Origin of the sequence: Paenibacillus sp. E222, assembly GCF_013401555.1 — a bacterium.
Taxonomy (GTDB): Bacteria; Bacillota; Bacilli; order Paenibacillales; family Paenibacillaceae; genus Paenibacillus.
The window spans coordinates 5754530-5779621 of the sequence record NZ_CP058552.1 but is presented as its reverse complement, the minus strand read 5'-3'; the positions used below and the strand labels follow the sequence as shown (position 1 = coordinate 5779621).

Annotated in this window: 20 protein-coding genes; 18 read left to right on the top strand and 2 right to left on the bottom strand. The window is 47.0% G+C overall.

The window, feature by feature from the left end; all coding sequences use genetic code 11:
* Positions 1 to 35: 35 nt before the first annotated feature.
* Together HW560_RS25470 and HW560_RS25465 are read right to left on the bottom strand one after the other, a co-directional pair.
* A complete protein-coding gene (locus HW560_RS25470; protein ID WP_053779896.1) occupies positions 36 to 248 on the bottom strand; it encodes a cation:proton antiporter regulatory subunit in 213 nt (70 codons plus the stop codon).
* Between the two features lie 141 nt (positions 249 to 389).
* Positions 390 to 1130: a hypothetical protein gene (locus HW560_RS25465; RefSeq protein WP_090896728.1), complete on the bottom strand. Its 741-nt coding sequence runs from the start codon at positions 1128 to 1130 to the stop codon at positions 390 to 392.
* Between the two features lie 682 nt (positions 1131 to 1812).
* Between HW560_RS25465 and HW560_RS25460 the strand changes: the two genes are divergently transcribed.
* The 18 genes from HW560_RS25460 to dctA all read left to right on the top strand — a co-directional run bounded on the left by HW560_RS25460 (position 1813) and on the right by dctA (position 25047).
* Complete coding sequence (locus tag HW560_RS25460; protein ID WP_256222011.1) at positions 1813 to 2619, top strand: glycoside hydrolase family 12 protein; 807 nt, start codon at positions 1813 to 1815, stop codon at positions 2617 to 2619.
* A 262-nt stretch (positions 2620 to 2881) separates the two neighbouring features.
* A complete protein-coding gene (locus HW560_RS25455; RefSeq protein WP_090896730.1) occupies positions 2882 to 4576 on the top strand; it encodes a M3 family oligoendopeptidase in 1695 nt (564 codons plus the stop codon).
* A 349-nt stretch (positions 4577 to 4925) separates the two neighbouring features.
* Positions 4926 to 5783 carry a GNAT family N-acetyltransferase gene (locus HW560_RS25450; RefSeq protein WP_167434810.1) on the top strand — a complete coding sequence of 286 codons (858 nt, stop codon included), beginning with the start codon at positions 4926 to 4928 and terminating at the stop codon, positions 5781 to 5783.
* 285 nt (positions 5784 to 6068) lie between these two features.
* On the top strand, positions 6069 to 7220 hold the full coding sequence (locus tag HW560_RS25445; RefSeq protein ID WP_090896734.1) for an iron-containing alcohol dehydrogenase: 1152 nt from the start codon (positions 6069 to 6071) through the stop codon (positions 7218 to 7220).
* Between the two features lie 210 nt (positions 7221 to 7430).
* On the top strand, positions 7431 to 9050 hold the full coding sequence (locus HW560_RS25440) for an ABC transporter substrate-binding protein (protein ID WP_179265061.1): 1620 nt from the start codon (positions 7431 to 7433) through the stop codon (positions 9048 to 9050).
* Entirely contained in the window at positions 9047 to 9991 is a 945-nt protein-coding gene (locus HW560_RS25435) for an ABC transporter permease (protein ID WP_256222012.1), read from the top strand. The genes HW560_RS25440 and HW560_RS25435 overlap by 4 nt, the downstream gene beginning before the upstream one ends.
* Positions 9988 to 10854 carry an ABC transporter permease gene (locus HW560_RS25430; protein WP_090896741.1) on the top strand — a complete coding sequence of 289 codons (867 nt, stop codon included), beginning with the start codon at positions 9988 to 9990 and terminating at the stop codon, positions 10852 to 10854. The genes HW560_RS25435 and HW560_RS25430 overlap by 4 nt, the downstream gene beginning before the upstream one ends.
* Positions 10854 to 11606: an ATP-binding cassette domain-containing protein gene (locus HW560_RS25425; protein ID WP_090896744.1), complete on the top strand. Its 753-nt coding sequence runs from the start codon at positions 10854 to 10856 to the stop codon at positions 11604 to 11606. The genes HW560_RS25430 and HW560_RS25425 overlap by 1 nt, the downstream gene beginning before the upstream one ends.
* Positions 11607 to 11608: 2 nt before the next feature.
* A complete protein-coding gene (locus HW560_RS25420) occupies positions 11609 to 12394 on the top strand; it encodes an ABC transporter ATP-binding protein (protein ID WP_179265060.1) in 786 nt (261 codons plus the stop codon).
* A complete protein-coding gene (locus HW560_RS25415) occupies positions 12378 to 13436 on the top strand; it encodes a pyridoxal-phosphate-dependent aminotransferase family protein (protein ID WP_090896752.1) in 1059 nt (352 codons plus the stop codon). Before HW560_RS25420 ends, HW560_RS25415 begins: the two co-directional genes overlap by 17 nt.
* 2 nt (positions 13437 to 13438) lie before the next feature.
* Positions 13439 to 14581, top strand: a complete 1143-nt coding sequence (locus HW560_RS25410; protein WP_090896755.1) for an amidohydrolase family protein — start codon at positions 13439 to 13441, stop codon at positions 14579 to 14581.
* A 508-nt stretch (positions 14582 to 15089) separates the two neighbouring features.
* Complete coding sequence (locus HW560_RS25405; protein ID WP_090896758.1) at positions 15090 to 16259, top strand: glucose-1-phosphate adenylyltransferase; 1170 nt, start codon at positions 15090 to 15092, stop codon at positions 16257 to 16259.
* Positions 16260 to 16285: 26 nt separating this feature from the next.
* Positions 16286 to 17389, top strand: a complete 1104-nt coding sequence (glgD, locus tag HW560_RS25400) for a glucose-1-phosphate adenylyltransferase subunit GlgD (protein WP_090896761.1) — start codon at positions 16286 to 16288, stop codon at positions 17387 to 17389.
* A 332-nt stretch (positions 17390 to 17721) separates the two neighbouring features.
* Positions 17722 to 20154: a glycogen/starch/alpha-glucan phosphorylase gene (locus HW560_RS25395; RefSeq protein WP_090896764.1), complete on the top strand. Its 2433-nt coding sequence runs from the start codon at positions 17722 to 17724 to the stop codon at positions 20152 to 20154.
* A gap of 248 nt (positions 20155 to 20402) precedes the next feature.
* The gene (locus tag HW560_RS25390; protein WP_090896767.1) at positions 20403 to 20861 is read left to right on the top strand and encodes a VanZ family protein; all 459 of its coding nucleotides are present in this window, start codon (positions 20403 to 20405) and stop codon (positions 20859 to 20861) included.
* A gap of 120 nt (positions 20862 to 20981) precedes the next feature.
* The gene (locus HW560_RS25385; protein ID WP_090896770.1) at positions 20982 to 22673 is read left to right on the top strand and encodes a glycoside hydrolase family 13 protein; all 1692 of its coding nucleotides are present in this window, start codon (positions 20982 to 20984) and stop codon (positions 22671 to 22673) included.
* A gap of 89 nt (positions 22674 to 22762) precedes the next feature.
* Positions 22763 to 23455, top strand: coding sequence for a metal-dependent hydrolase (locus HW560_RS25380; RefSeq protein WP_063563389.1), 693 nt, complete (start codon positions 22763 to 22765; stop codon positions 23453 to 23455).
* Positions 23456 to 23694: 239 nt separating this feature from the next.
* Complete coding sequence (dctA, locus tag HW560_RS25375; RefSeq protein ID WP_111619012.1) at positions 23695 to 25047, top strand: C4-dicarboxylate transporter DctA; 1353 nt, start codon at positions 23695 to 23697, stop codon at positions 25045 to 25047.
* Positions 25048 to 25092: the final 45 nt, after the last annotated feature.

The following is a 25092-nucleotide window of genomic DNA, read 5'->3' as shown; positions in this document are numbered from 1 at the left end:
TTATTTACGTTCTGTCAGTATAACCCTGACAGATGTCAGGACCATCCTCCAATTAACCCCGAAAGGGTTACACACTCGTCATCTTCCAGTTCTGCAATTAGGGTAAGTTCTTCGTTATCATTGGGGTCCACCGAGAACAATTCACGGCGTCCGTCTTCGTGGACAATAATGACCAACTTATTACCGCTTTTTGTATCAAACTGGTACTTCACACCGATTCCAGGCAAAGGGCATTCCCGGATATTCATGAAACCTGTCACCTCTTTAGCTTTTCATAGTTAATTTAACCGTTCACACAGTACGGATGTATTCTACTATCCATAACACCGTTTGGCAAGTCGGAACTGAAATAGTAATCATATCCTATTAGCTTCTGGAGCTGTGGTTAGTTATACATTCCGACTCTGTCGGGTTCTTCTGCGACGGACCATAAACCAGATAAGTAATGCAATGATCAGCACCAAGGCAATGCCCCCCGTAATTATGATGTTCCGAATATTCGGGACCTGTACGGTCAAATCCAGCTTATTCGTATTCAGTGGGGAGACGTGCCAAATTAGGGTTTTTCCGTGATCTTCGACCAGATCTGCATTGGAATCTTGCGCCTTGATCGGCAGCGTCAGCTTGAAATCAAAGTTGACATCTTTCAGCAGCAAGTTTTTGAGAAACCCGGGAATCTTGCTAATTTGGTCTTTGACCTCACCATCGGGTATGGTCTGCAGCAGGTCTGCTTCCACGGCGATATGCAATTTGGAAGTGAAGAAGCCAGGTGTGGTGGATTGCTCCACCTTGATTCCTTCAGGCAGATCGGACGTGCTGAAAGTAGAAACGGTATTACTTTTCTCATAATGGGTCGTCGCTTTGAGTTGTGTCCGATCTCCCTGATCCGAAACTTCGGCCTGGAAATTATTCTGCTTCAACGTATTTGCGAGCATTGTCATGAGATTGTCTTGTCCGATCATTCCCAGGGCGGAGTCGGTTACGCTGAGATTCAGGGCCAGATCGGATGAACCGTCCATATTAACCGTGACATGAGCTTCACCATCAGCACAGGCGGATAGTATAAACAGCATAAGAGTTAGTAAAAAAGCGAATAATAGCTGACGATAAAAGGGTATGCGAGTCGACATTCAGTTCAAACCTTTCTGCGTATAATCCAATTCCAATTCATAGAAGTATAGTATACACCGTAAGGATGGCGGATGAAACTTTGTTCACGACAAGAGCAAGGTAAATCGTCAGCTATAAAATGATAATCTATAAATTAAAGTGGGAAGAAGTAGGCTGCGAAGCAATAAAGGGGAGATTCGATAAGGACAACCAGTCAGACGAGTTGTTTATTGTGCTTGAGGAGGAACAGCTGATTAATTTCAAGGATTACAATGAAAAAGGACACATGATATGGGGTGAAAATGAAGATTTCGTATTTTTGTCAATGTTGAGTCAGTTCAAAATGGCTTTCACCGTGTAAACTGATAGTAGTGTGAAGAAATACGGAGCAGGGGGGTTACATTCATGACATATATCATTATTATGGCTATCATTATGGTTGTGGGAATGGTCGGAATGGGCTGGTTCTATAAGATTATGGACAACGATCAACACTAGGTTATATTGAAAAGAAACTAGAAAAGACAAGCCTATAAGCTGGCTTCGCAATGGATGCGAGGCGGGCTTATTTGTATATAATGCCAAAAAGTCTAAATATAGCATGAAATAATGTCGGATTTAAGTGGTATGCTTGAATATGGAAATGTTTTACACTTATATCTGTAAGCGTTTACATTTAAAATTGTATGGGAGGCTAACATTATGGGTTTGAAGATGAAAAAAAGATCAGGCAAGAAAGCATGGATGCTGCTGGTCATGTCACTACTGATTGCGGCCGTTCCAATTACAGCCAGCGCAGCATCGGATTCCACAGCGTATGCCAAACTTAATTTCAGTAACAACAAGTATTATATTTTCAACAATAGCTGGGGAAGCTCAAGTGTCAGTGGCTGGTCCCAGTCCGTGTATGTGAACAGCAATACTGATCTGGGTTACGTTTGGAACTGGCCAACGACTGCGGGTGGGGTCAAAGCTTATCCTTCACTGGTCAGTGGCTGGCACTGGACAGAGGGCTACACACCAGGCAGTGGACTGCCAACGCGATTGTCTGCGAACAAGAGTATCAATACCGGCGTAAGTTATTCTAAGGCGTCCAACACTAATGGGGAGTATAATAACGCGTATGATATCTGGCTGCATGATATCGGCAATGCGACCTGGTCAAGCACACCCACCGAGGAGATCATGATCTGGAACGAATGGACTTCTGGTGTTGGGCCTATCGGTTCCAAAGTATTCTCGGATGTATCCATTGGTGGACAAACCTATGATCTGTATCGCGGCGAGATTACCGACAACGGAGTGCATCAATGGTGGGTATACTCGTTCCTGAAAAAGTCAAAATCTCCTAATAACTTTAGCATCAACGTCAAAAACTTTACCGATTATCTGATCTCCAAAAGTTACTTTACCAACAGCAAATATGTCAGCAGTGTTGAATATGGAACCGAGATTACGAAAGGCAGCGGCCAGATCAATTACTCTAACTGGTATGTGAACGTTCAGTAACGGCTCCGTTTATCACGTATATTCCTGATTTAATGAGATGCTGCTCGGAGGAAAATCCATTTCCTGCTGATGCAGCATCTTTTACTTGTGAATTGGACCTAACATTCATACGTAACATATGTAACGAGTGATGTAGCTCCATTTGACCGATGGACAAATATTTTTCGTAAAGTTGGGATTTTTAGGCTGCTCTTTTGTATAATAGGGTTTAGTTCAACTCGGGGAATCCCGAAATATGCCTAACAGGAAAGGGTGTACATAAATGAAATTTAGTGAGTATACGTATACACGTCCCGATCTGGAACACATCAAAACGTCATTCCGTGAGCTTCTGAGTGGTTTTGAAGCCGCAACTACGGTTGAAGAGCAGAGCGGATATATGGACAAAATTAACGCTTTGCGCAGTGACTTTGAGACTCAGGCACAATTGGTCTACATCCGTCATTCCATTGATACCAATGATACATTTTACAAAGAAGAAAATGAATTTCTGGATGAAAGCTCTCCGATCATTCAAGAATACATCACCGATTATTATCGGGCATTGGTAAACTCCAAATTCCGTGCTGAACTGGAACAAAAATGGGGCTCACAGCTGTTCCAGCTGGCGGATCTGTCCCTGAAAACATTCAGCCCGGAAATTATCGAGGACCTTCAGAAAGAGAACAAACTTTCCACGGAATACAACCAGCTGATTGCTTCGGCCAAAATTCCGTTTGAAGGTGAAGAACGCACATTGCCGCAGCTGCATCCGTTTGAGTTGTCCACGGATCGCTCCATGCGGGAACGCGCATCCGAAGCAAGATATACGTTCATGGCTGAACATGAGGCTGAATTCGATCGCATATACGACGAATTGGTGAAAGTGCGTACACAGATCGCGAAGAAGCTGGGATATCCATCGTATGTGGAACTTGGCTATGACCGGATGAACCGTACGGATTACAACGCGGAGATGGTGTCCAATTTCAGAGCACAAGTCCGTGATTATATCGTGCCTGTAGCGACGAAGCTCAGAGAGCGTCAGCGCAGCCGGATTGATGTGGATACCCTCTATTTTTACGATCAGGGCTTCAGCTTTAAGACAGGGAACCCGACACCTAAAGGCGATGCCGACTGGATCATTGACAATGGTAAGAAAATGTATGCTGAATTATCACCGGAAACAGATACGTTTTTCCAGATGATGACCGACAATGAATTGATGGATCTGGTGAGCAAAAAAGGCAAGCAGGGCGGGGGCTATTGTACCTTCCTGAATGATTACAAAGTGCCGTTTATTTTCTCCAACTTTAACGGTACCTCGGGCGATATCGACGTATTGACACATGAAGCGGGTCATGCGTTCCAGGTCTATGAGAGCCGTCACTTCGAAGTGCCTGAGTACAACTGGCCGACATATGAATCCGCAGAGATCCATTCCATGAGCATGGAATTCTTCACCTGGCCGTGGATGGAATTGTTCTTCAAGGAAGATACGGACAAATACAAGTTTGATCACCTGTCTTCCGGACTGCTCTTCATTCCTTACGGCGTAGCAGTCGATGAATTCCAGCATTTTGTCTATGCCAATCCGGATGCAACACCAACGGAGCGCAAGCAGGCTTGGCGCAATATTGAGAAGACCTATCTGCCGCACATCAATTACAAGGATAACGCCTATTTGGAACAAGGCGGATTCTGGCACAAACAGGGTCATATCTTCTCGTCGCCATTCTATTACATTGACTACACGCTGGCACAAATCTGTGCATTCCAGTTCTGGAAACGCAGCAATCAGGATATGAAGTCCGCGTGGGCTGACTACCTGACATTGTGTAAAGCCGGAGGAAGCCTGTCCTTCACAGGATTGGTAGAACTGGCAGGTTTGAATTCTCCGTTTGAAGACGGCTGTGTATCCTCCGTCATCGGTGATATCGAAGCCTGGTTGGATGCAGTAGACGATAAAGCGCTGTAAGCTATATATATTGAACTAAACATTTACACGATAACGCAGAGGACAGAAATAACCTGAAGAAGCGGAGCTAAAAGCTTTCTGAAAGAAAGCTGCGTCGAAAGCACACGCATCGCCTTTATCCCCGGATTTTCCCTTTAAATAGGGAATCAAAAAAATCTGGGGATAACAGCGATCGGAAGGTTGTTCTGTCATCGGAGTGGCAAGGGTAAATATTCTCTAGGTCAATAAAAATAAAGGTCGAAGAGGTGAAAGGGAACGAGGAATACACCTGACGTTACAGCATTCTGAGGCAGGGTGGATTTGAATGTATTTATTCACCTACCCTATACAAAGAATGCGAGGTTATACCATGTTGGTTTTACTGGATCAACCGTCCCAAAGGAAACAATTGGCGCCCTTCATCTCGGGTACGAACGGGCATGTGGTCATGGGTGGAGTACTTGCAGGACTTCAACGCGGGCGTGTCTATGCAGACCAGCTTCTTGCTCCGAAAAGTGCACTGATTTGGGCCAAAAACGAAATGTTTTATCTGATCGGAAGATCGGATACTGAAAACTTCAATAGTCTTGTCAGGGAGGTACTCGTTCAGGAGCTATTGCCTGCAGCATTAGATGCTGGCGAAGACATGCTGAATCTTGAAGTTTACCCCGAGCCAGGCTCGGATTGGTCTCCAGTCCTGCATCACATGTTCAATGGGCGTTTGCAAGAAGGATTGAGAGTTCCTTTTCAATTCAATCTTGTGAAGTATGAACAGTGGCTGCAACGCAGTTCCAGCTCCTTGTTTGTTCCTCCCGGATATGAGCTTCAAGTTATCGATCGAGCGGTAACGCTACAGGACAAAAGCTGTATCATTGAGCAGGAAATTTTGAAATTCTGGCATTCGATGGAGGACTTCTTCCAATACGGAGCAGGAACATGCACGGTATATGAAGGGCAGGTTGTAGGTACATGTATCTCAGTGTTTGTCAGGGGCATTCACCATGAAACAGGCATTCACACCTATGATTCGATACACCGTGGCAAGGGTCTGGCTACGGCCATGGCAAGCGCTTATGTGCAATCCGTTCTGGAACGGAATTGTGTTCCACACTGGACGACAGAAGATTTTCGTCATGATTCCATTGCGATAGCGGGTAAGCTTGGCTTTGATCAAGGCAGAGCCTATCCCGTCTATTACATGCCGATTCAGGAGCTTCTAAATTGCTGAACATCATCTGCAGGGGCTGTACCGAAGTCATGAAAATGACCAGGGGCGGCCCCTGTACTTTGATTTGAGCGGTGAAACCTGTCAATCCAAGATCAACTTGGCCTTTTTAATTCACGCACAGATAAACCCGTTGCTGAAGAGCAGTCACAATCATGGAATAACCATTGGATAATTCCGTGCAAATGAAACATTTATCAACTTGGTTGTGATTTATTTCACTATATCTGAAAACGGATTCAGTTACAATAAAGACAGTAAATCAGGGGTAACAGGAGGCTGGTTCAGATGGCAACACACGCTTATTATGTTCCGCCCGTGAACTTGATGGGCAGAGGGTGTTTATACGAAGCAGGCAAGATGATTGAGAAAATGGGTATTCGCAAAGCGCTTGTTGTAAGTGATCGTCGATTGATCTCTTCCGGCGTTGCTGAACACGTGCTGTCTGTACTAAGAAAATCAGGGTTAGACTATGTGATATATGATGAGGTTCAGCCCAATCCAACCTGTCAAAATGTACATGACGGACTTCAGGTATTTCAGGACCATGGCTGTGACGCTATTATATCGATAGGCGGAGGTTCACCTCAGGATGCTGCCAAAGCGATTGGCATTGTAGCAACCAACGGTGGACATATCCGTGATTATGAAGGCTTGCATCAATCGAAACACAAGTCCGTGCCGCTTGTTGCCATTAACACAACGGCTGGCACGTCGAGTGAGGTGACCATGAACTACGTGATTACAGATGAGGAACGCAAGGTGAAAATGGTGATGGTGGATCGAAACAGTCTCGTTGACCTGTCGGTGAATGACCCGGAACTAATGCTGAGCAAGCCGGCCAGTCTTACTGCCGCCACGGGCATGGATGCATTGACTCATGCGGTGGAAGCCATGGTGACGCCTGGAGGGTTCACCGTGACGAGTGCAACAGCGGCGGCTGCCGTTGAGCTGATCTTTGAATATTTACCCAGAGCCGTCAGGGACGGCAGTGATCTGGAAGCAAGAGAGCATATGACGTATGCGTGTTTTCTTGGCGGGATTGCTTTTAACAATGCAGGTCTGGGTTATGTTCATGCGATGGCCCATCAACTTGGTGGCGTCTATGATCTGCCGCATGGGGTATGTAACGCGATGTTGCTCCCTTATGTAGAAGAATTGAATGCAAAACATGTGCCGGGTAAATTCCGTCATATTGCCAAAGCCATCGGTATGGATGTAAAGGGTAGAAGTGATGAGGAATGTTCAGATTACGTTATTGAGGCCATAAGACAGCTTTCCAAGGAGGTAGGCATTCCTGAGAAGCTGTCTGAATTGGGTGTGAAAGACCCGGATGTTGAACTGCTGGCGGATAACGCCATGAAAGATGCCTGTGCACCGGGAAATCCGTATCAACCTTCCAGGGATGAAGTCATGGAGCTGTTCCGCAAAATCATATAAAGTTAAGAACAAAGAGAAAGCCAGAAAGTATTCTGGCTTTTTTGTGTTGCACCTGCTTCTTAGCCTTATGAATACAGATTCATTTCCATCATTGGATAAAATAGTTTTATCTCGCACTGGTCATTATTTTTTGTTTGACAGAGGGGGTGCTTTAATCCATAATCAATCCATACTAAACACATAAGTTTTATTGGAAGGAGAGAGTCAGTCATGTCACAGTTTAAATTATCAACCAGAAAGTCATTATGGGTAGGAGCGTTAGCCGTTCTATTATTGGTAATTGTTAGCGGTTGCTCCGGATCGACCAATGATCCCGCTCCCAATGCAGCAGCCCAGCCAGGCACGAGCCAAGGTACGGATGAAAATTCAAAGACGGACGAGACTGCAACGGGGGGGACTTTTGTATATGGTCGGCCGGCTTCCGTAACCTCGTTTGATTTGCATAATCAGATTACATCGAACAACGCTTTCGCCATTGATAAAGTATTTGAATCTCTGGTTGCTTTTGATAGCAAAGGCGAGATTGTGGATTGGCTTGCCAAGTCGCATAACATCAGTGATGACGGTCTGACGTATACGTTTGTGCTGCGTGATGGCTTGAAGTTCTCCAACGGCACAGATGTTACGGCAGAGGATGCCGTATTTTCGCTGGAGCGGCATTTGAAGGTTGGTGGCCCATTGGCAATATCCGCGAAGGTGGATACGATCAAAGCCAAAGATAACCACACACTGGTAATTACACTTAAAGAGCCGTATACGCCGTTTATTTCTGAGCTGTCCAACTTCTCGAACGGTATTATTCCGAACAATTTTGGCGGAGTTACCGAGGAAGAATTTTTCAAGAAACCGGTAGGTACAGGACCGTTTGTAGTTGAGCAGTGGGACCCTGCAGGCGATGTGACCTTTACGAAGAACACTCACTACTGGCAAGAAGGAAAGCCATCGGTTGATAAGCTTGTTTACAAGCTGATAGAAGATGACAGCCAATCAATCAATCAATTGAAAGCAGGAGAAGTGGATGCGATTGAGTCGCTTGCCCTGCAAAATGCCGATGAAATAAAAAATGGTGCAGATACATCTGTTGCAACCAACGGCAGCTGGGTGACAGAGCAATTGTTCTTTAATACGCTGGATAAGCATTTTTCCGATGTGCATGTTCGTCGGGCATTGGCTCTGGCACTTGATCGTGACGGTCTGACCAAAGCGCTTACCTTTGGTTATGCACAGACCGCTAATTCATTGCTGCCAACAACGATTCCTTACAATTCGAATGATACGCTCAAGGCACTGAATTTTGATGTAAATGCAGCCAAAGCGGAACTGGCCAAATCGGCCTTCCCTGATGGATTTACTACAAAACTGCTTGTAGCTTCAGGCAACAGCACCAGAGCGCAAGAAGCGCAAATCATTCAGGCAGCGGGTAAACAAATTGGCATTAACATCGAGATTGAATCGATTGAACTCGCTACCTTCCGTGAACGATTCTTTGCTTATGATTTCGCAGCGATGCTGAACAGTGGGCAAGCCGATTCTCCGGAAGCGAACTCAATCATTGCGTTCCAGACTGACCCTGATGGTTTCAGTAAATCTTACTGGACGCATTACACCAATGATGAAGTAACCAAGCTTTTGTATAAAGGCCAACAAACACCGGACGGCGATGTCCGTGCCGAAATATACTCCAAACTGCTTCAAACGCTTGCCGATGAAGTGCCTTACATTCCGCTGTATTATCCGGATATTCTGATTGGCGTTCGTTCTTCAGTAGATGGCATTGTTGTTTTGCCTAACGGCAGTGTGCGTTTTGAAGACGTTCGTATTCAGAAATGAAGAAGTTCTGGTTGATCAGTACGGTGGGAAGGGCGTTGGCAGTGATCCTTTGTGTGATGACAGCAGTCTTTTTTCTCATCAGAATGGTTCCAGGAGATCCTGCCAAAATGATTCTTGGCGAGTACAGCACCCCCGAGGCCGTTGAGAGCATGCACCATGCTCTCGGGCTGGATCTGCCTCTGGGGGAACAATTCATACGGTTTGTGAAGACACTGTTCACTAAGGGGGATACCGGCAACTCCATTATTAACGGAACTTCCACTAGAGAATTGATTGCTGATCGTGCACCCGTTACCTTGCTGCTCATTGCCATGGCATGTGTATTGGCAATTGTCATTGCACTTGTGCTTGCTACACTGGCTGCTACACACAAGGATAAGCTGCTGGATCATTTGATACGTATTTTTCCTACGGTAACGCTAGGTATGCCAATCTTCTGGGTTGGCATCCTTTTGATTCTGCTGCTGAGTGTTCATCTTCACTGGTTTCCCGTTGGTGGAGCCGGTGAAGGGTGGTGGGGCACCTTGTACAGTTTGACACTTCCCGCCATTACCGTAGCTTTTTCACAGATTCCAACATTGGTTCGTTCATTAAGAGCCCAGATGCTTGAAGTGCTGGAATCTGATTTTGTAGTTACATTGAAGGCTGCGAGATTACCGAGCCGGGTCATTCTATTCAAACATGTCCTGCGCAATGCGGCGCTTCCGACGCTGATCCTTCTTGGCGTTAATATCTCTTATCTCATTGGCGGCACATTGGTCGTTGAACAGGTATTTGGTATCAAGGGAATTGGCAGTCTTTTGTTTAGTTCCATTTCCAAACGGGATTTCCCGGTCATTCAAGGCATAGCCCTTTACTGTGCTGTATCTGTCGTGATCATCAGTCTCCTGATAGAGCTTCTGTCCAGGTGGCTTGATCCCAGAACGAAAGGAAAACCATGAAAACGATACGAATTGAACCTCAGTTATATGAAGACAGCCAAAACACCAGCCTCATGAACCGCATATTGAAAACTCCTACCCTGCTAGTGGGAAGTGTGATGTTTGCCGTGCTGATCATCTTGGCTGTAATCATACCGTGGGTGAGTCCTTATGACCCTTCGGAGCAAAATTTGAGTGCCTTTTTGCAACCTCCGTCTGCTGAACATTGGTTGGGCACAGACCAACTGGGACGTGATTTGTTCACTAGACTGATTTATGCCGCGCGAACCGATTTGAGCATTATGGTGCTGGCGGAAATTGTACCCTTTTGCTTGGGTGTATTTCTAGGGATGCTCGCAGGGTATTACGGAAAATGGATTGATAAGATCATATCGTTGATTACGGATACATTTATCGCTTTCCCTTTTTATCTAATTGTCATTATTGTGGCTTTTGCCAGCGGAGCAGGTGAGCGGGGGATTTATATTACGTTTATGCTCGTTGGCTGGATTGTCTTTGCCCGTGTTGTCAGAGGGCTGAGTGCATCGTACCGCAAGCAGGAATGGATCGCATCCGCACAGACGTTAGGCTTGCCGGGAATACGAATTATCCTTCGTCATCTCCTGCCTAATGTATTGCCTCAGGCAATCGTTGTCCTCATGACGGATATGGTGGGGCTGCTGGTGGCGATTGTTACGCTTGGATACCTGGGCATTGGCATCGCACCACCGACCCCGGATTGGGGCACGATGATCTCGGATGGACAATCCTTTATCACGACAGCCTGGTGGCTCTCGGCAGTTCCGGGATTTGCAGTCGTTTACACGGGAATTGCTTTGTCGCTTGTCGGTGATGGATTGGCCGATGTATGGAGGAAAAAATAATGTCCACTGAACCGATTCTTGAAGTCAAGGCGCTATCTCTGTCAACCAAGTCAAATCAAACATTAGTTCAAGATGTACATTTCTCGCTCGGCAGAGGGGAGAGCCTGGGGTTAGTAGGTGAATCCGGCTCTGGTAAATCACTAACTCTTCGTTCGATTCTGGGACTGTTACCAAGTGGTGTGGAGCAGACGGGCGGAACCATTCGGAGTGACGTGAACAGCGCCATGGTGTTTCAAGACCCGAGAGGTGCGCTCGATCCGCTCTGTCCCGTTGTCAAACAGCTGGCGGAAGTTGTTTATTACAGGCAAAAGTTAAGCAGGAAGGCCTCTAGGGTAGCAGCGCTAGAATTACTTGAACTGTTGGGGCTCCCCGACTCGTTGAAGCGTGAGGACCGATACCCTAGCCAGCTGTCAGGTGGGCAGTGTCAGCGGGTAGTCATTGCACTGGCCCTGGCGTGCAAGCCAGGCATTCTGCTCTGTGATGAGCCAACAACGGCGCTGGACGTTACTGTGCAGCGTCAAATTATGGAGACGATCCAGCGTTTGCAGCGGGAACTGGGATTCGCCATGGTCTTTGTAACACATAATCTGGCGATTGCAGCGACGCTGTGCTCAAAGCTGTGTGTGATGAAGCAGGGGCGGATTGTGGAGCACGGGGATTCTCTTGGCCTTTTGCAAAACCCGCGAGATTCTTACACCCAGATGCTCATTAACTCGGTGCTTCCTTTACCGAAGCTTGAAGGGAGCGAATAACGATGGAACTAGCTTTGCAAGTTCAGAATGTAACGGTTCAATATGGTGACTTCACTGCGCTGGACAACATCACACTAAATCTTCAGAGGCATACCACGCTTGGTCTTGTTGGTGAGTCCGGTTCGGGCAAATCGACCCTTGCAAGGGTTATTGCCGGGTTAATTACGCCGGATGAGGGGCAGGTTTTGTTGGGGGATCAGCAATTAAAGAAGAGGAGAAGTCGTGAGCAGTATAAAAGCATACAGATGATCTTCCAAAATCCGGATGCTTCACTGAATCCCAAACATTCCATTCGGCAGATTCTTGCTGAAGCGTTGTTGTTTCATCGCATTGTAGACCGTTCACAGGTGGAGAAAAGATCCAGAGAGCTCCTGGCCCGTGTTCAGTTGGAAAGCAGGGCACTGGACAAGTATCCGCATGAATTTTCCGGCGGTCAGCGCCAACGGATCGCCATTGCACGTGCTTTAAGCGTAGAGCCGAGTCTGCTGATTGCGGATGAGCCTACGAGTGCACTCGATGTTTCCGTGCAGCGGAGTGTGCTCGATCTGTTCAATTCACTTAAGAGAGAATTTAATCTTACGTTACTGTTCATTTCCCATGATCTCGGAGTTATCCATGCTATCAGTGATACGGTAGCAGTCATGCGGCAGGGTAAGCTGGTGGAGATTAGTCCCAAAGATCAATTCTTCACACGGCCAGAAATGGCCTACAGCCGAGAGCTGCTGTCTGCAGTTCCAAAGATGCCGAAATCAAGTTCTTTAGGAGGTTTATATGAGCCAACAATATAAAGGAAACATACCCCTTACCCTGTCGGAATACGATACGCTTACGCAATTGCTCTCCAGGCTTTTGAATACAAAGTATCCTCCGGTGATCATCCCGGGTGAGGCTATCTTGGGGATAGAGGCCGTGGCAGCTGGAATATCTGCACCGGGGCGTACGATTGTCAATGTCGTAACAGGGCCTTATGGCAGTTTGTTTGGTCAGTGGCTTGAACGCGGAGGGGCAACGGTTATTGAAGTCAAAGTTCCTTTTGATGAAGTTGTACCTGTGGAGAAGGTTACTGCTGCGATTGAAAAGTATCAACCGTCCGCTTTATCCTTTGTTCAAGCAGAGGTGGTTACAGGCGGGTCGAATCCAGCAGAAGAAATTATAAAGATTGCGCGTGCCCATAACCTGATTACAGTGAGCGACTCTGTCTCAGCGATTGGGGGAGAGCCTCTGCTGGTCGATGAATGGGGTGTTGATTTTGTAGCGGTGGGTGCACAAAAAGCCCTAGCCGGGCCTAACGGCATCAGCGCAGTAAGCATTTCGCCGCGTGGATGGGAATTTCTCGAATCCAATGCACATGCACCGCGCAACTCCATCCTGTCTTTGCTTGATCTGAAGCCACCCGGCGATGGAGCTGCACCCGTCCGCGTTCCTCCCAACATTCCAACGCTGGAAGCCAGAGCACTGATTTTGGCTTTGACAGCTATTGAGTCTGAAGGATTGGAGCAGGTGATCAAGCGTCATGAACAGGCTGCGTTATCTGCTATAGCGGGAATTCAGGCTCTGGGTCTGGAGCCTTGGCAAAAAGATAACAGAACATATTCGACACTGACTACGACGGTTCGAATTGCAGGGGAGGAGAAGTTGCTTATCGATCAGCCGATCGGCATCGTTGCTCCGGGGGATGGAGAACTTTTTGGTCAGCTTCTGCGAATTAATCATTTTGGAGTTAATGCTTCCTTAGCAGGTGTGGAGGAAGCTGTTGCGACTATTGCGGCATTATTGAATCAGGACCATGAGCAAGCAGTCCAGGCTGTTCGTCTCGTTTGGGGGGGATGAATATGACCCAGGTAAAATCGGAGGAACAAAGCTTCAAACATATCTTTATAGCAGGCATTGAAGGCAAACGGTTCGATATCTCGATCCAGGATGGCCGGTTTGCATCTGTTACAGAATCCGTGCCGCAGAATGATGACTCATCGCTTCGGGTTACAGATTTATGGATAAGTCCCGGAGTTATTGATCTTCATACACATCTGGCCTGGACAGACTTTGACCATGCGGATCAATTGAAACGGGACAGCCACGAGGTTGAAGTGATGCAGGCGCAAGCTTTTGCAGCTACCCTTCGGACGGGAGTAACTACGGCTCGTGATGCAGGCGGATTGTTACCAAGCATCGCGAGGCATCTCGCTCAGCACTATCAACACCCCTTAAGAGTTGAAACCAGCAGTGAAATGCTGGGAGCGGCAGATGCCCGTGGTGTAAAGTATCTGGAGCAACGGTTGAACGGAATTTTTGATACAGGAGCAGGATGGGTTAAAATCATGGCGACAGGTGGACTGGGAGCCCCTACGGAACAAGTGCTCGATCCTGTATTTTCGGAGGAAGAGTTCGCGTTTATCGTTCGCTATGCCCATGCCCACCATAAAAAGGTGCTGGTTCATACCTGGGGTGGGGTAACGATTGACTGGTCTATTCAGGCCGGAGTGGAATCTGTGGAGCATGGCATGTTCTTATCGGAGGATCAGGCCGGCAGACTTGCGCAGTCCCGAACGGCCTTTGTGCCCACCACATCGATATATCGTATTGCTGCAGATCCAAAAGGTGTGCTGGCGCTGCCTACTGTTATCAGTGATCGTGCCGCGCGCGCTGCTGAAGCGCATTCTACAGCCATCGGATATGCCAAAAGAGCAGGAGTCCGTTTCGGTTTCGGTACCGATTACGCCACACCTTCACTGCACGGCTATAACCTGCAAGAGTTGGATACGTTGATCAATTATGGCTTGACCCGGGCAGAGGCGTGGCAATCTGCGACGACCAATGCTGCTGAGATTTTGGGGCGTGGCAACGAATTGGGACAGATTGCAGAAGGTTATATTGCGGATGCTATTATTTTCAATGCCGATCCGTATCAAACGAAAAATGCAGATCAGCTGCGAGAGAGCATAGAGTCCGTAATTATTGGAGCGCAGAAACCATGAAATTGGTTTTTGCGTTTTTTTCTTTACTCGTGAGGGCAGTGAGCGTTATGTTTTTTCGAAGTAGCAGGCTGTCTGGCGAATGTTGAGCGATAATTAAATCCCCAAAACTTTTCCAAAAGGATTTTCAAGACCCATCAGCGAATACAATATTTAATAACAGCGGCATAAAGGAAGGAGCGATATCCACTTAAACTTTTGTCGAAGTTTTCCAGCAAGATTCCTCAGCCCGTTTCGTGTTTAATGTTATATAGGAGAAGTGTATTGCATTTTACACGGGGTACACCTTAATTTTTACATCCACCTATCACCTCTACACAACAAGTACAGGCAATTCTGCATGTATTATCTACTTTCAGACATCACAAAGAACGACGTTTGGCTGCAATTTTAATGCAACACAGTCTGTACAGCATGCTCCTAATCATGACAAAAGTGTCCACACAACAGCATATCGGATTATGGGCTCTGAAATGAATTAGAACGAATGCACATGGAGGAGGCTGTAATGATGGCAAAAAAAGAAGTTGTAGCGATGCTGCTCGCTGGAGGGCAAGGCAAAAGATTAAAGGGATTGACCAAATCACTGGCCAAGCCTGCTGTTTATTTTGGCGGAACCTACCGCATCATTGATTTTCCTCTAAGTAATTGCTCCAATTCTGGCATTGACACAGTTGGTGTGTTAACCCAGTATGAACCTCTGGTGCTGCACTCCTATATCGGCATTGGCAGTGATTGGGATCTGGACCGCAAAAATGGCGGGGTATATGTACTTCCTCCTCATGAACGTGAAGACGGCAGTAACTGGTACCGCGGTACAGCGGATGCCATCTACCGTAACCTGAATTTTATCGAACAATTCGATCCTGAACATGTGCTCATCTTGTCAGGGGATCATATCTATAAAATGGATTACGAGAAAATGCTTCAATACCATAAAGAAAAGGATGCAGATTGCACCATATCGGTCATTGATGTCTCATTGGAAGAAGCCAGCCGGTTCGGGGTGCTGAACACCCACGATGACTATAGCATCTATGAATTCGAAGAAAAACCTCCTGAACCCAAGAGCACGCTTGCTTCCATGGGTATCTATCTCTTCAAGTGGGATGTACTGAAACGCTTCCTGATCCAGGACGAACAGCAGGCATCCACCTCCTATGATTTTGGCAAAGACATCATTCCCTTGCTGCTTGAAAATGAAAAATCACTATACGCTTATCCGTTTGAAGGGTATTGGAAAGACGTTGGTACCATTCGCAGTCTGTGGGAATCCAATATGGACCTGTTGGACGAAGACACACCGTTTAATCTTAATGATCCGGACTGGCGTATTTTCACACGTAATCCGAACCAACCTGCACAATACATCTCGCCATCAGCGAAGGTGCGGAATTGCATCATTAGTGAAGGCAGTGTGGTACATGGTGAGGTTAAACACTCGGTGTTGTTCTACGGTATTGAGGTGGGAGAGAACAGTTCCGTAACCGATTCAGTGATCATGCCAAAAGTGAAGATCGGTCAAAATGTACGTATTCACAAAGCCATTATTGCCGAAGGATTGGTGATCCCGGATGGAGTACATCTGTCGCCCGCCCCTGAGGATGAAAGTGATATATTACTGGTCGATCAGGAAGAACTGGAACGTCAGCTTCTCGAGGGAATGACAAGTAAAGCCTAATCTAAACCTAAAGGACGGTGCATGCGATGAAACCATTGATCGGAGTTATTAACCTTGACCATGAGCTTGAGGAATTGAAGGAATTGACGTACTTTCGCTGTGGAGCCGCGGTGCCTTATGCCGGGCGTTACCGTCTGATTGATTTTGTATTATCCAATATGATGAATGCTGGCATTGAGAGTATCGGTGTTTTTGTTCGTCGCAAGTACCGTTCACTCATGGATCATCTGGGAGACGGTAAGCCGTGGGATCTGGATCGCAAGCATGGCGGTATGTTTATTTTACCACCGGACTGGAACGATCCAACCGATACGTCACAAGGGGATTTGCAGCATTTTCACAATAATCTCGATTTCTTCCGCCGGGGTTCAGGGCAATATGTAGTCCACGCAGGTAGTCGGCACGTAACCAAAGCAGATCTGCAGGATGTATACAGGTACCATATAAGCAAAGGCGCGGATGTAACGCTGGTCTGCAAAAAAGTGGATCAACTGCTGCCTGAGCATGACGCCTGTGTCAAAGTTGAAGATGACGGGAACGGTAATGTGGTGGACATTCACCAAAGCACCGATCACCCGAATATATATACAGAAATTTTCATTATGGAAAAAGAACTTTTCCTGCGCCAGGTGCAGCGCTGCATCGCTCATGGGGAAAGCCATTTCTTCCGTGATGTGATTCAGAAAAACCCGGATGGCTTGAACATTGCGGCGTATGCCTATGATGGCTATCACGCCGTGATCAATTCGATCGATAGCTATTACCGCAACAGTCTGGAATTGTTGAATAGCGGACTGTATGAGCAGCTGTTCAAGGAACAGCCTGTTCAAACCAAGATTAAATACGAGGCTCCGGCTAAATACCTGGACACTGCCGAGGTGAAACATTCCTTGCTCGCGAACGGCTGCATTGTGGGTGGAGAAGTGGAAGACAGCATCCTGTTCCGTGGGGTGCATGTGGCGAAAGGGGCCAAAATTAAAGGCTCCATTATTATGCAAAAATGCTACATCGGAGAAGGCGCCGTTCTGGAGAACGTCATTCTCGACAAAGATGTAAAGCTAAGCGGCGGCCAGACGCTGATCGGCGACCCGTCGAACCCGTATATTCTGGCGAAGAGTACTATTATCTAATACCAACACTTAACCGATATCATCTATAAATATATATAAAATAAAAATCCTGTAGGATGGATTTAAGGTTCATGAGCGAAAGTTGAAATGCAACTTCGATTGTGCTTGCCAACGTGCAAACGTAGTGGAGGGAACGAAATCGATTCTGAAGAAGCGCAGCGTTCGCCTTTATCACTGTATTTTCACATCTGAATAATAGAATAAAGAAAATACAGGGATAACAGCGATCGAAAGAACGATTCGTACCCGTAACGGCCACTTTGCAGAACATTGAGCACTTGAGTGTATGAACCGCCACCATCCTACAGGATTTCACCGGGAGGAACCTTCTTTTGTTTGACAACAAGGAAACGTTCAAGAGTATTTTTAGACGCAATCTGGTCAGCAAATTGGGCAAACCATTAGCAGAAGCAACGCAGGAGGATGTCTATCACGTACTTGGAAGCATGATTCGCGAATACGCGGGTCAGGATTGGGCGGCGTCGAATCAGGGGTTTAAGCAGCGCCAGGATAAACAGGTCTATTACTTCTCGCTGGAATTCCTGATTGGACGTCTGCTCGGCAACAACCTGTTAAATGTGAATGAATTGGAACTCGTTCGTGACAGTCTGGCTGAATTGGGCTTCTCTTTGGAAGAAGTGGAAGAACAGGAGGCGGACGCAGGGCTCGGCAACGGAGGTCTGGGAAGACTCGCAGCCTGTTTTCTGGATTCACTGGCTTCCCTCGGTTATGCAGGACATGGATGCGGAATCCGATATAAATATGGCTTGTTTGAGCAGAAAATTATTAACGGCAATCAGGTGGAGCTACCCGATAATTGGCTCGAGAAGGGCAATGAATGGGAAGTGCGCCGTCCGGACAAAAAGGTGGAAGTGCAGTTCTGGGGCCGTGTGGAAGCCTATGAACAGGATGGACATTATCAATTTGTCACGAAAGATGCCGAATCCGTTGTAGCTGTACCATATGATGTGCCTGTGATTGCTTATGGCCAGCCCCATGTAAATACCTTGCGATTGTGGAGTGCGGAGCCCAAACGGGAGACATCGCTCGATACCCCTTCGAACTATTACGGATATCTGGATTACAGCCGTTCGGTAGAATCGATCTCGGAGTTTTTGTATCCGGATGATTCCCAATACGAGGGCAAGCTGCTTCGTCTGAAGCAGCAATATTTCATGTGTTCCGCAGGCGTACAGAGTGCTTTGCGTACATTTAACAAGCTTGAGCTTTCGTATGATCGATTGCCGGATAAAGTGGCGTTCCATATTAATGATACGCATCCAACACTCGTGATTCCCGAACTGATGCGTATTCTGATCGATGTCAAAGGTTATGGATGGGATGAAGCGTGGGATATCACGACCCGCACCGTATCGTACACCAACCATACAACGCTAAGTGAGGCGCTTGAAAAGTGGCCTGTGGCCATGATCAGCAAGCTGCTGCCACGCATTTACATGATTATTGAAGAGATCAACAAACGTTTCTGCGGCATGCTGCTCGAACGGTATCCCGGAGACCCGGATCGTATTCAGCATCTGGCGATTGTGGCGAACGATCAGGTGCGGATGGCTCATCTGGCGATTGTGGGCAGTCATAGCGTCAACGGTGTCGCGGCATTGCATACCGAAATATTGAAGGAACGGGAGATGGCTCCGTTCTATGCACTCTATCCGGAGCGCTTCAATAACAAAACCAATGGCATTACCCATCGCCGCTGGCTGATGCATGCCAATCCGAAGTTGTCGACTCTGATCACCGATACGATTGGAAGTGAGTGGATTAGGGAGCCAGGCAGACTGAATGAGCTGGTAGGCGTTGCAGACGATGCTTCATTCCAGCAGCACTTCCATTCCATTAAACGTAATAATAAGGAGCGACTGGCCGCGTACATCCTGGATCATACCGGAAGGGCTGTCAATCCGGATTCCATCTTTGATGTACAGGTGAAAAGGCTGCATGGGTACAAACGGCAGCTGCTGAACATTCTGCATGTTATGCATTTGTATAACCGTCTCAAGAGCGATGCTTCGTTTGATATCGTGCCACGTACGTTCATTTTTGGAGCAAAGGCAGCGCCGAGTTATTATTTTGCCAAAAAAATTATCAAGTTGATTAACACGGTGGCAGATACAGTCAACCGCGATGCGGCCGTGAAAGATCGCCTGCAGGTATTTTTCCTAGAAAACTATTCAGTCTCTCTTGCAGAGAAAATCATCCCAGCCGCAGACGTCAGCGAACAGATTTCAACCGCAGGCAAGGAAGCCTCCGGTACGGGGAACATGAAGTTCATGATGAACGGAGCATTAACCATTGGTACCATGGACGGCGCAAATGTCGAGATGGCGGAGCAGGTCGGTCAAGACAATATGTTTATCTTTGGTCTGAGTGCAGACGAAGTGCTTGAATATTACCGCTCTGGCAGTTATCGGCCGAGTGAGATTGTGCAGCAGGATGAACGGATTCGCGAGGTTGTGGAGCAGCTGGTGCATCCGGGAGCGTTCTGTGAGCGTGATGGTGAATTCTGGGATATCTATGATTCCTTGCTGGCCCATGGTGACGAGTACTTTGTGTTACGTGACTTTGCTGCCTATGCCGATGCACATGCTGCCATTGATTCGGCCTACCGCGATGTATCGGGCTGGACACGCAAGGCGGTGCTGAATGCCGCTCACTCTGGCATTTTCTCCAGTGATCGCACCATCAGTGAATATGCGACGGACATCTGGGGTATTCATCCGGTATCCGGACACTGGAAAGGTTAAATAATTATGGTTTAACAATGAAATAATCCCCTTGTACACTAGATTGATCTCTGTCGGGTTCATATACCTTCATCAGAGATCGCTCCTTGTTGCACAAGGGGATTTTGGTATGTTGAGAGTTGTAACAGAATAGTCTGATTCAGAATTGTATGGAAGTCCACGCCTGAGCAGCTGGACATGAAGATGGATATCCCTTTAAAATAGACCATACCGCTCTCCACGGAAAAAAGGTCGGAGGATATGAGAAAATGAACGAACGTTCGTGGCTTCACACCAGGTGGATGCTCACAATCGTCGCATGTATGGCATGGTTATATGTGTTGATTATGGGTAACTTGCTCTTTGTCAGCGAGAGAACGCCTGGCGTGAATTATCAATATAATCTGGTACCATTAGAAACTATCAAGCCCCTGCTTTTTGAAAAGAACAGATACTCCACGGAAGCCTGGGTGAAAAACCTGTTTGGGAATATTGTCTTGTTCATCCCGCTTGGGATATGGATTCCCTGGTTATTCCGCAGGTGCCGGAGGTTTTTACCATTTACAGGAATTGTCATCTTACTTTTGTTTGCTGTTGAGATTACACAATTGATTACCCGTGTGGGTTCGTTTGATGTCGATGACATTATTTTGAATACGGTGGGTGCCTGGATTGGATACGTAGGATTTGCCTTAATCATATACCCACAGAGAAGGACTCGAAAATGAACTGCGAATAGCGGTCAATGATCGGGTCTTTTGGTGTTCATGGATCTTTTCTGTTTATAAGAGGCACATTTCGGATAAAACATACTAACGGGTTATATAGTAAAGAGTGATGAAAGCGAGGTGGTCTATATCGTTTGGTGGAAAGAGAGTGTGGTGTACCAGATCTATCCCAACAGCTTCAAAGATTCGGATGGAGACGGTCAGGGTGACTTGCAGGGGATATATGACAAGCTCGATTATTTGACTGATCTGGGTGTGGATGTCATTTGGATCTGTCCTATTTACGATTCACCTGGTCATGATAACGGATATGATATCCGTGATTATTACTCCATTTTGCGCAAATATGGGACGATGGAGGATTTTGACCGTTTGCTGGCGGAAGCACACAAGCGTGGTCTCAAGATCATGATGGATCTGGTGCTGAATCATACGTCGGATGAACATGCGTGGTTTGCCGAGTCACGTTCATCGAAAGTGAATCCGAAACGGGATTATTATATTTGGCGTTCAGGTAAAAATGGTCAGGTTCCAAACAACTGGGAGTCCTACTTTGGGGGTTCTGTGTGGAAGCATGATCCGGAGACGAATGAATATTATTTGCATCTTTATACGGAACACCAGCCTGACCTGAATTGGAACAATGCACAGATGGCAGAAGAGATGTATGAGATGGTGCATTGGTGGTTGGAAAAGGGGGTGGATGGTTTCCGTTTCGATGCGGTGGCGCATATCGCCAAGGCGGATGGGTTACCCAGCGCACATAATCCGGATAATCTGCCGGTTGTTCCTGCGTATCAGCTTTTTTCCAACCTCGAGCAGGTCCATTCGATTCTGAACAAACTTAACGACATGATCCTGAAGCCTTATGGTCCAATGACTGTTGGAGAGACTTCCGGGCTTGGACCGGAACAGGCGCTGGCCTATGTTGGGACAGATCGGAATGAGCTCAATATGGTATTCCAGTTTGAGCATATGTTTGTGGACGCTCAATCATCCGGAATCGGCAAATGGAACTATCGGGAGTGGAAGCTGCCCGAGCTGAAAGAAATTATGAGCAACTGGCAAACCGTGCTGCATGACAGAGGCTGGAATGCCAATTACATGGGCAATCATGACCAGCCGCGTCCGGTATCCCGTTTCGGTGATGATGGAAAGTACAGGGTGCGCTCTGCCCAGATGCTGGCTACGTGGATGCTCACTTTGGAGGGTACGCCTTATATTTATCAAGGGGAAGAGATCGGCATGACCAATGTTGCTTTTCCTGATATTGAGGATTATCGGGATATTGAGACAATGAATTATTATCGGCATCATATCGGTCAGGGGCGAGCGAAGCATGAAGTCATGCAAGCAATCTGGCGCAAGAGTCGTGATAATGCCCGTACACCGATGCAGTGGGATGATACGAAACATGCCGGATTTACCGATGGTGAGCCATGGATTCAGGTGAATGCGAATTATCCTGAGATTAATGTGGAGGATGCCGAACGTGATCCCCAGTCCATTTTGCATTATTACCGTAAACTGATCGCACTTCGCAAACAACATAAAGTACTCATCTATGGGGCATATGAGCTGCTTTTGCCGGATGATCCCGATATCTATGCCTATACCCGAACGCTGGATGATGAGCAGATGCTCGTTATTCTGAATTTCCGTGAACATGAGCCGGAGATGGAATGGCCTGAGGGATGGAATCAAGAAAATGCCAAGACGGTCATCAGCAATGTAAGCAGACGTTATTCCACCGATAAGGGAGCGATTCTTCTTCAGCCTTACGAAGCACGAGTTTACCGAATGCAGCGATGAGGCGTCATTTTGCTTTGGCGAAGAGTTTTGAATTATAATATAGGTTGAAAATCAAACCAAACGAACGCATATGTCAGGAGGATACCAAGTTGCTGAATATTACTTACCACGGACACTCCAGTGTACAACTGGGCACAGAAGAGAAGTCGTTAATCATTGATCCTTTCCTGCGTGGCAATGAACTTGCTGTCACCAAACCGGAAGACATCAAGACCGATGCCGTTTTACTGACACATGCACATATGGATCACATTTTGGATGCTGAACCGATCGCCAAGGCTAACAATGCCAAGGTGGTTGCGATTGTGGAACTGGCTACATATATGTCATGGAAAGGACTGGACACCCTTGGTATGAACATGGGTGGAACGGTGGATCTAGGCTTTGCGCAAGCCAAAATGATTCAGGCTTTCCATACGTCCGGAATTGTGCTGGAAGAGGAACAACGGATCATGTACGCAGGATTGCCTGCAGGATATATTATTAACATTGGTGGCAAAACCATTTTGCATGCCGGTGACACTAGCTTGTTCGGTGATATGAAAATGATTGGTGACCGTCATGATATCGACGTAGCACTACTGCCTATTGGTGGACATTTCACCATGGGACCGGAGGATGCTTTGCAAGCCGCTGAATGGTTCAATGCGAAGCTGACGATTCCGGTGCATTATGATACGTTCCCCGTGATTCGTCAGGATGCCGAGAAGTTTGTGGAGCAGCTTGCTTCCAAAGGTCTGGAAGGCCGTGTGCTGGCACCGGGACAATCCCTAACCCTGTAATGCTCTATTAATCACTGTTCAATCATAAAAGCAATACAAAGCTAAAGACGAATATCACGTCAACATAACTGACGTGATATTCGTCTTTTTTCGGTTTTAAGTTCAATTTAGTACGCCATAGTTGGTCCGCATGACAAAAACCTTGAAATCCCATTGTTGAAGTTCTGCTGCAATGTTATAAAAAATTACACGGAAACCAAACGGAAATCCGAATTGACCGAAAAACAGGGGGAGCGTTCATGTCATTTGTGAAATCATTGTTTTTTCAAATCATTGTAGCGGTTATCATCGGGATTGGTGTAGGCATTCTGTGGCCTGATCTGGGCAGTCTGCTGCAGCCGCTCGGAACAGGTTTTATCAAGCTGATCAAAATGATCATTGCTCCATTAATCTTTATGGTGATCGTGACAGGCATAGCCAAAATCGGTGATCTGAAATCAGTTGGACGGATTGGGTTCAAAGCCATTCTATGGTTCGAAATCGCAACGACGGTTGCTCTGGTCCTTGGACTCGGCACAGCCAACCTGCTTCGTCCGGGTGCAAGCATGAACGTGGACCCCTCGACCCTTGATGCAAGTGGGATCGAAGCCAAAACCAATGGCTCTGAACTGCCGCATGTCGTCGACTTTATCATGAACATTATTCCAACAAGTATTGTAGATGCCTTTGCACAAAATGCATTGCTGCAAGTGCTGCTCGTTGCCTGTTTGTTCGGGACAGCCTTGGCAGCATCGGAAAGTAAGGCGAAGGAGAATGTGCTGACGCTGATTGAAAATGTATTGGGCATCTTGTTCCGCATTATTGGGTACATTATGAAACTGGCACCCATCGGAGCCTTCGGAGCCATGGCGTACACCGTTGGAGCGTATGGGGCATCTACACTTTCCTCTTTCGGTTTGCTGATTATTGCCTGTTACGGAGCAGCATTACTGTTTCTGGTGATGCTTGCACTGGCTGGCTGGTGGATTACAGGGCTGAACTTTTTGCAATTTGTAAAATATACACGTTCCGAAGTGATGCTGGCGATTGGCACAGGTTCCTCGGAAGTTGTTATGCCCCGCATGATGGACAAGTTGACCAAAGCAGGCTGTGATCGTGCTGTCGTCGGTCTCGTGGTTCCAACAGGGTACTCGTTCAATCTGGACGGAGCCTCGATCTACCTGTCGCTGGCGACCGTTTTTCTGGCTCAAGCGGTTGGCATTGATCTGACACTTGGACAAGAGATTACGATTTTACTGGTATTAATGCTTAGCTCCAAAGGTATGGCGGGTGTACCTGGCTCCGCATTCCTAGCTTTGTCTGCTACAGCAGCGGCCCTGAATGCATTCCCGGTAGCAGCTGTTGCCTTACTGCTTGGTGCGGATCGCTTCATGGATACGATGCGAGTATTCACGAATTTGATGGGCAACTGTGTTGCGGCATTTGTAGTTGCGAAATGGGAAGGGCTGTTGGACCAAAAACGCATGCGGGCTGTGCTTTCCGGGGAGATTAGTGCCGAAGAGCTGGAGAGAGAAGAACAAGCGTCCTTGTCCTCGGTGAAGTTGAACAAAAGGGAACAGGGGAAAGGAATGGTTTCGACGGACATGTTGTAAGAAACAGGAAGTGAACGAGCTTCGTATGAATTTTTAACTCATCAT

What these genes read in the sequence shown, in the direction of transcription:
- HW560_RS25440 (WP_179265061.1), top strand. Translation starts at nt 7,431, where the DNA reads ATGTCACAGTTTAAATTATCAACCAGAAAGTCATTATGGGTAGGAGCG.
- HW560_RS25470 (WP_053779896.1), bottom strand. Translation starts at nt 248, where the DNA reads ATGAATATCCGGGAATGCCCTTTGCCTGGAATCGGTGTGAAGTACCAG.
- HW560_RS25465 (WP_090896728.1), bottom strand. Translation starts at nt 1,130, where the DNA reads ATGTCGACTCGCATACCCTTTTATCGTCAGCTATTATTCGCTTTTTTA.
- HW560_RS25390 (WP_090896767.1), top strand. Translation starts at nt 20,403, where the DNA reads ATGAACGAACGTTCGTGGCTTCACACCAGGTGGATGCTCACAATCGTC.
- HW560_RS25445 (WP_090896734.1), top strand. Translation starts at nt 6,069, where the DNA reads ATGGCAACACACGCTTATTATGTTCCGCCCGTGAACTTGATGGGCAGA.
- HW560_RS25430 (WP_090896741.1), top strand. Translation starts at nt 9,988, where the DNA reads ATGAAAACGATACGAATTGAACCTCAGTTATATGAAGACAGCCAAAAC.
- HW560_RS25435 (WP_256222012.1), top strand. Translation starts at nt 9,047, where the DNA reads ATGAAGAAGTTCTGGTTGATCAGTACGGTGGGAAGGGCGTTGGCAGTG.
- HW560_RS25450 (WP_167434810.1), top strand. Translation starts at nt 4,926, where the DNA reads ATGTTGGTTTTACTGGATCAACCGTCCCAAAGGAAACAATTGGCGCCC.
- HW560_RS25405 (WP_090896758.1), top strand. Translation starts at nt 15,090, where the DNA reads ATGGCAAAAAAAGAAGTTGTAGCGATGCTGCTCGCTGGAGGGCAAGGC.
- HW560_RS25455 (WP_090896730.1), top strand. Translation starts at nt 2,882, where the DNA reads ATGAAATTTAGTGAGTATACGTATACACGTCCCGATCTGGAACACATC.
- glgD (WP_090896761.1), top strand. Translation starts at nt 16,286, where the DNA reads ATGAAACCATTGATCGGAGTTATTAACCTTGACCATGAGCTTGAGGAA.
- HW560_RS25410 (WP_090896755.1), top strand. Translation starts at nt 13,439, where the DNA reads ATGACCCAGGTAAAATCGGAGGAACAAAGCTTCAAACATATCTTTATA.
- HW560_RS25415 (WP_090896752.1), top strand. Translation starts at nt 12,378, where the DNA reads ATGAGCCAACAATATAAAGGAAACATACCCCTTACCCTGTCGGAATAC.
- dctA (WP_111619012.1), top strand. Translation starts at nt 23,695, where the DNA reads ATGTCATTTGTGAAATCATTGTTTTTTCAAATCATTGTAGCGGTTATC.
- HW560_RS25460 (WP_256222011.1), top strand. Translation starts at nt 1,813, where the DNA reads ATGGGTTTGAAGATGAAAAAAAGATCAGGCAAGAAAGCATGGATGCTG.
- HW560_RS25425 (WP_090896744.1), top strand. Translation starts at nt 10,854, where the DNA reads ATGTCCACTGAACCGATTCTTGAAGTCAAGGCGCTATCTCTGTCAACC.
- HW560_RS25420 (WP_179265060.1), top strand. Translation starts at nt 11,609, where the DNA reads ATGGAACTAGCTTTGCAAGTTCAGAATGTAACGGTTCAATATGGTGAC.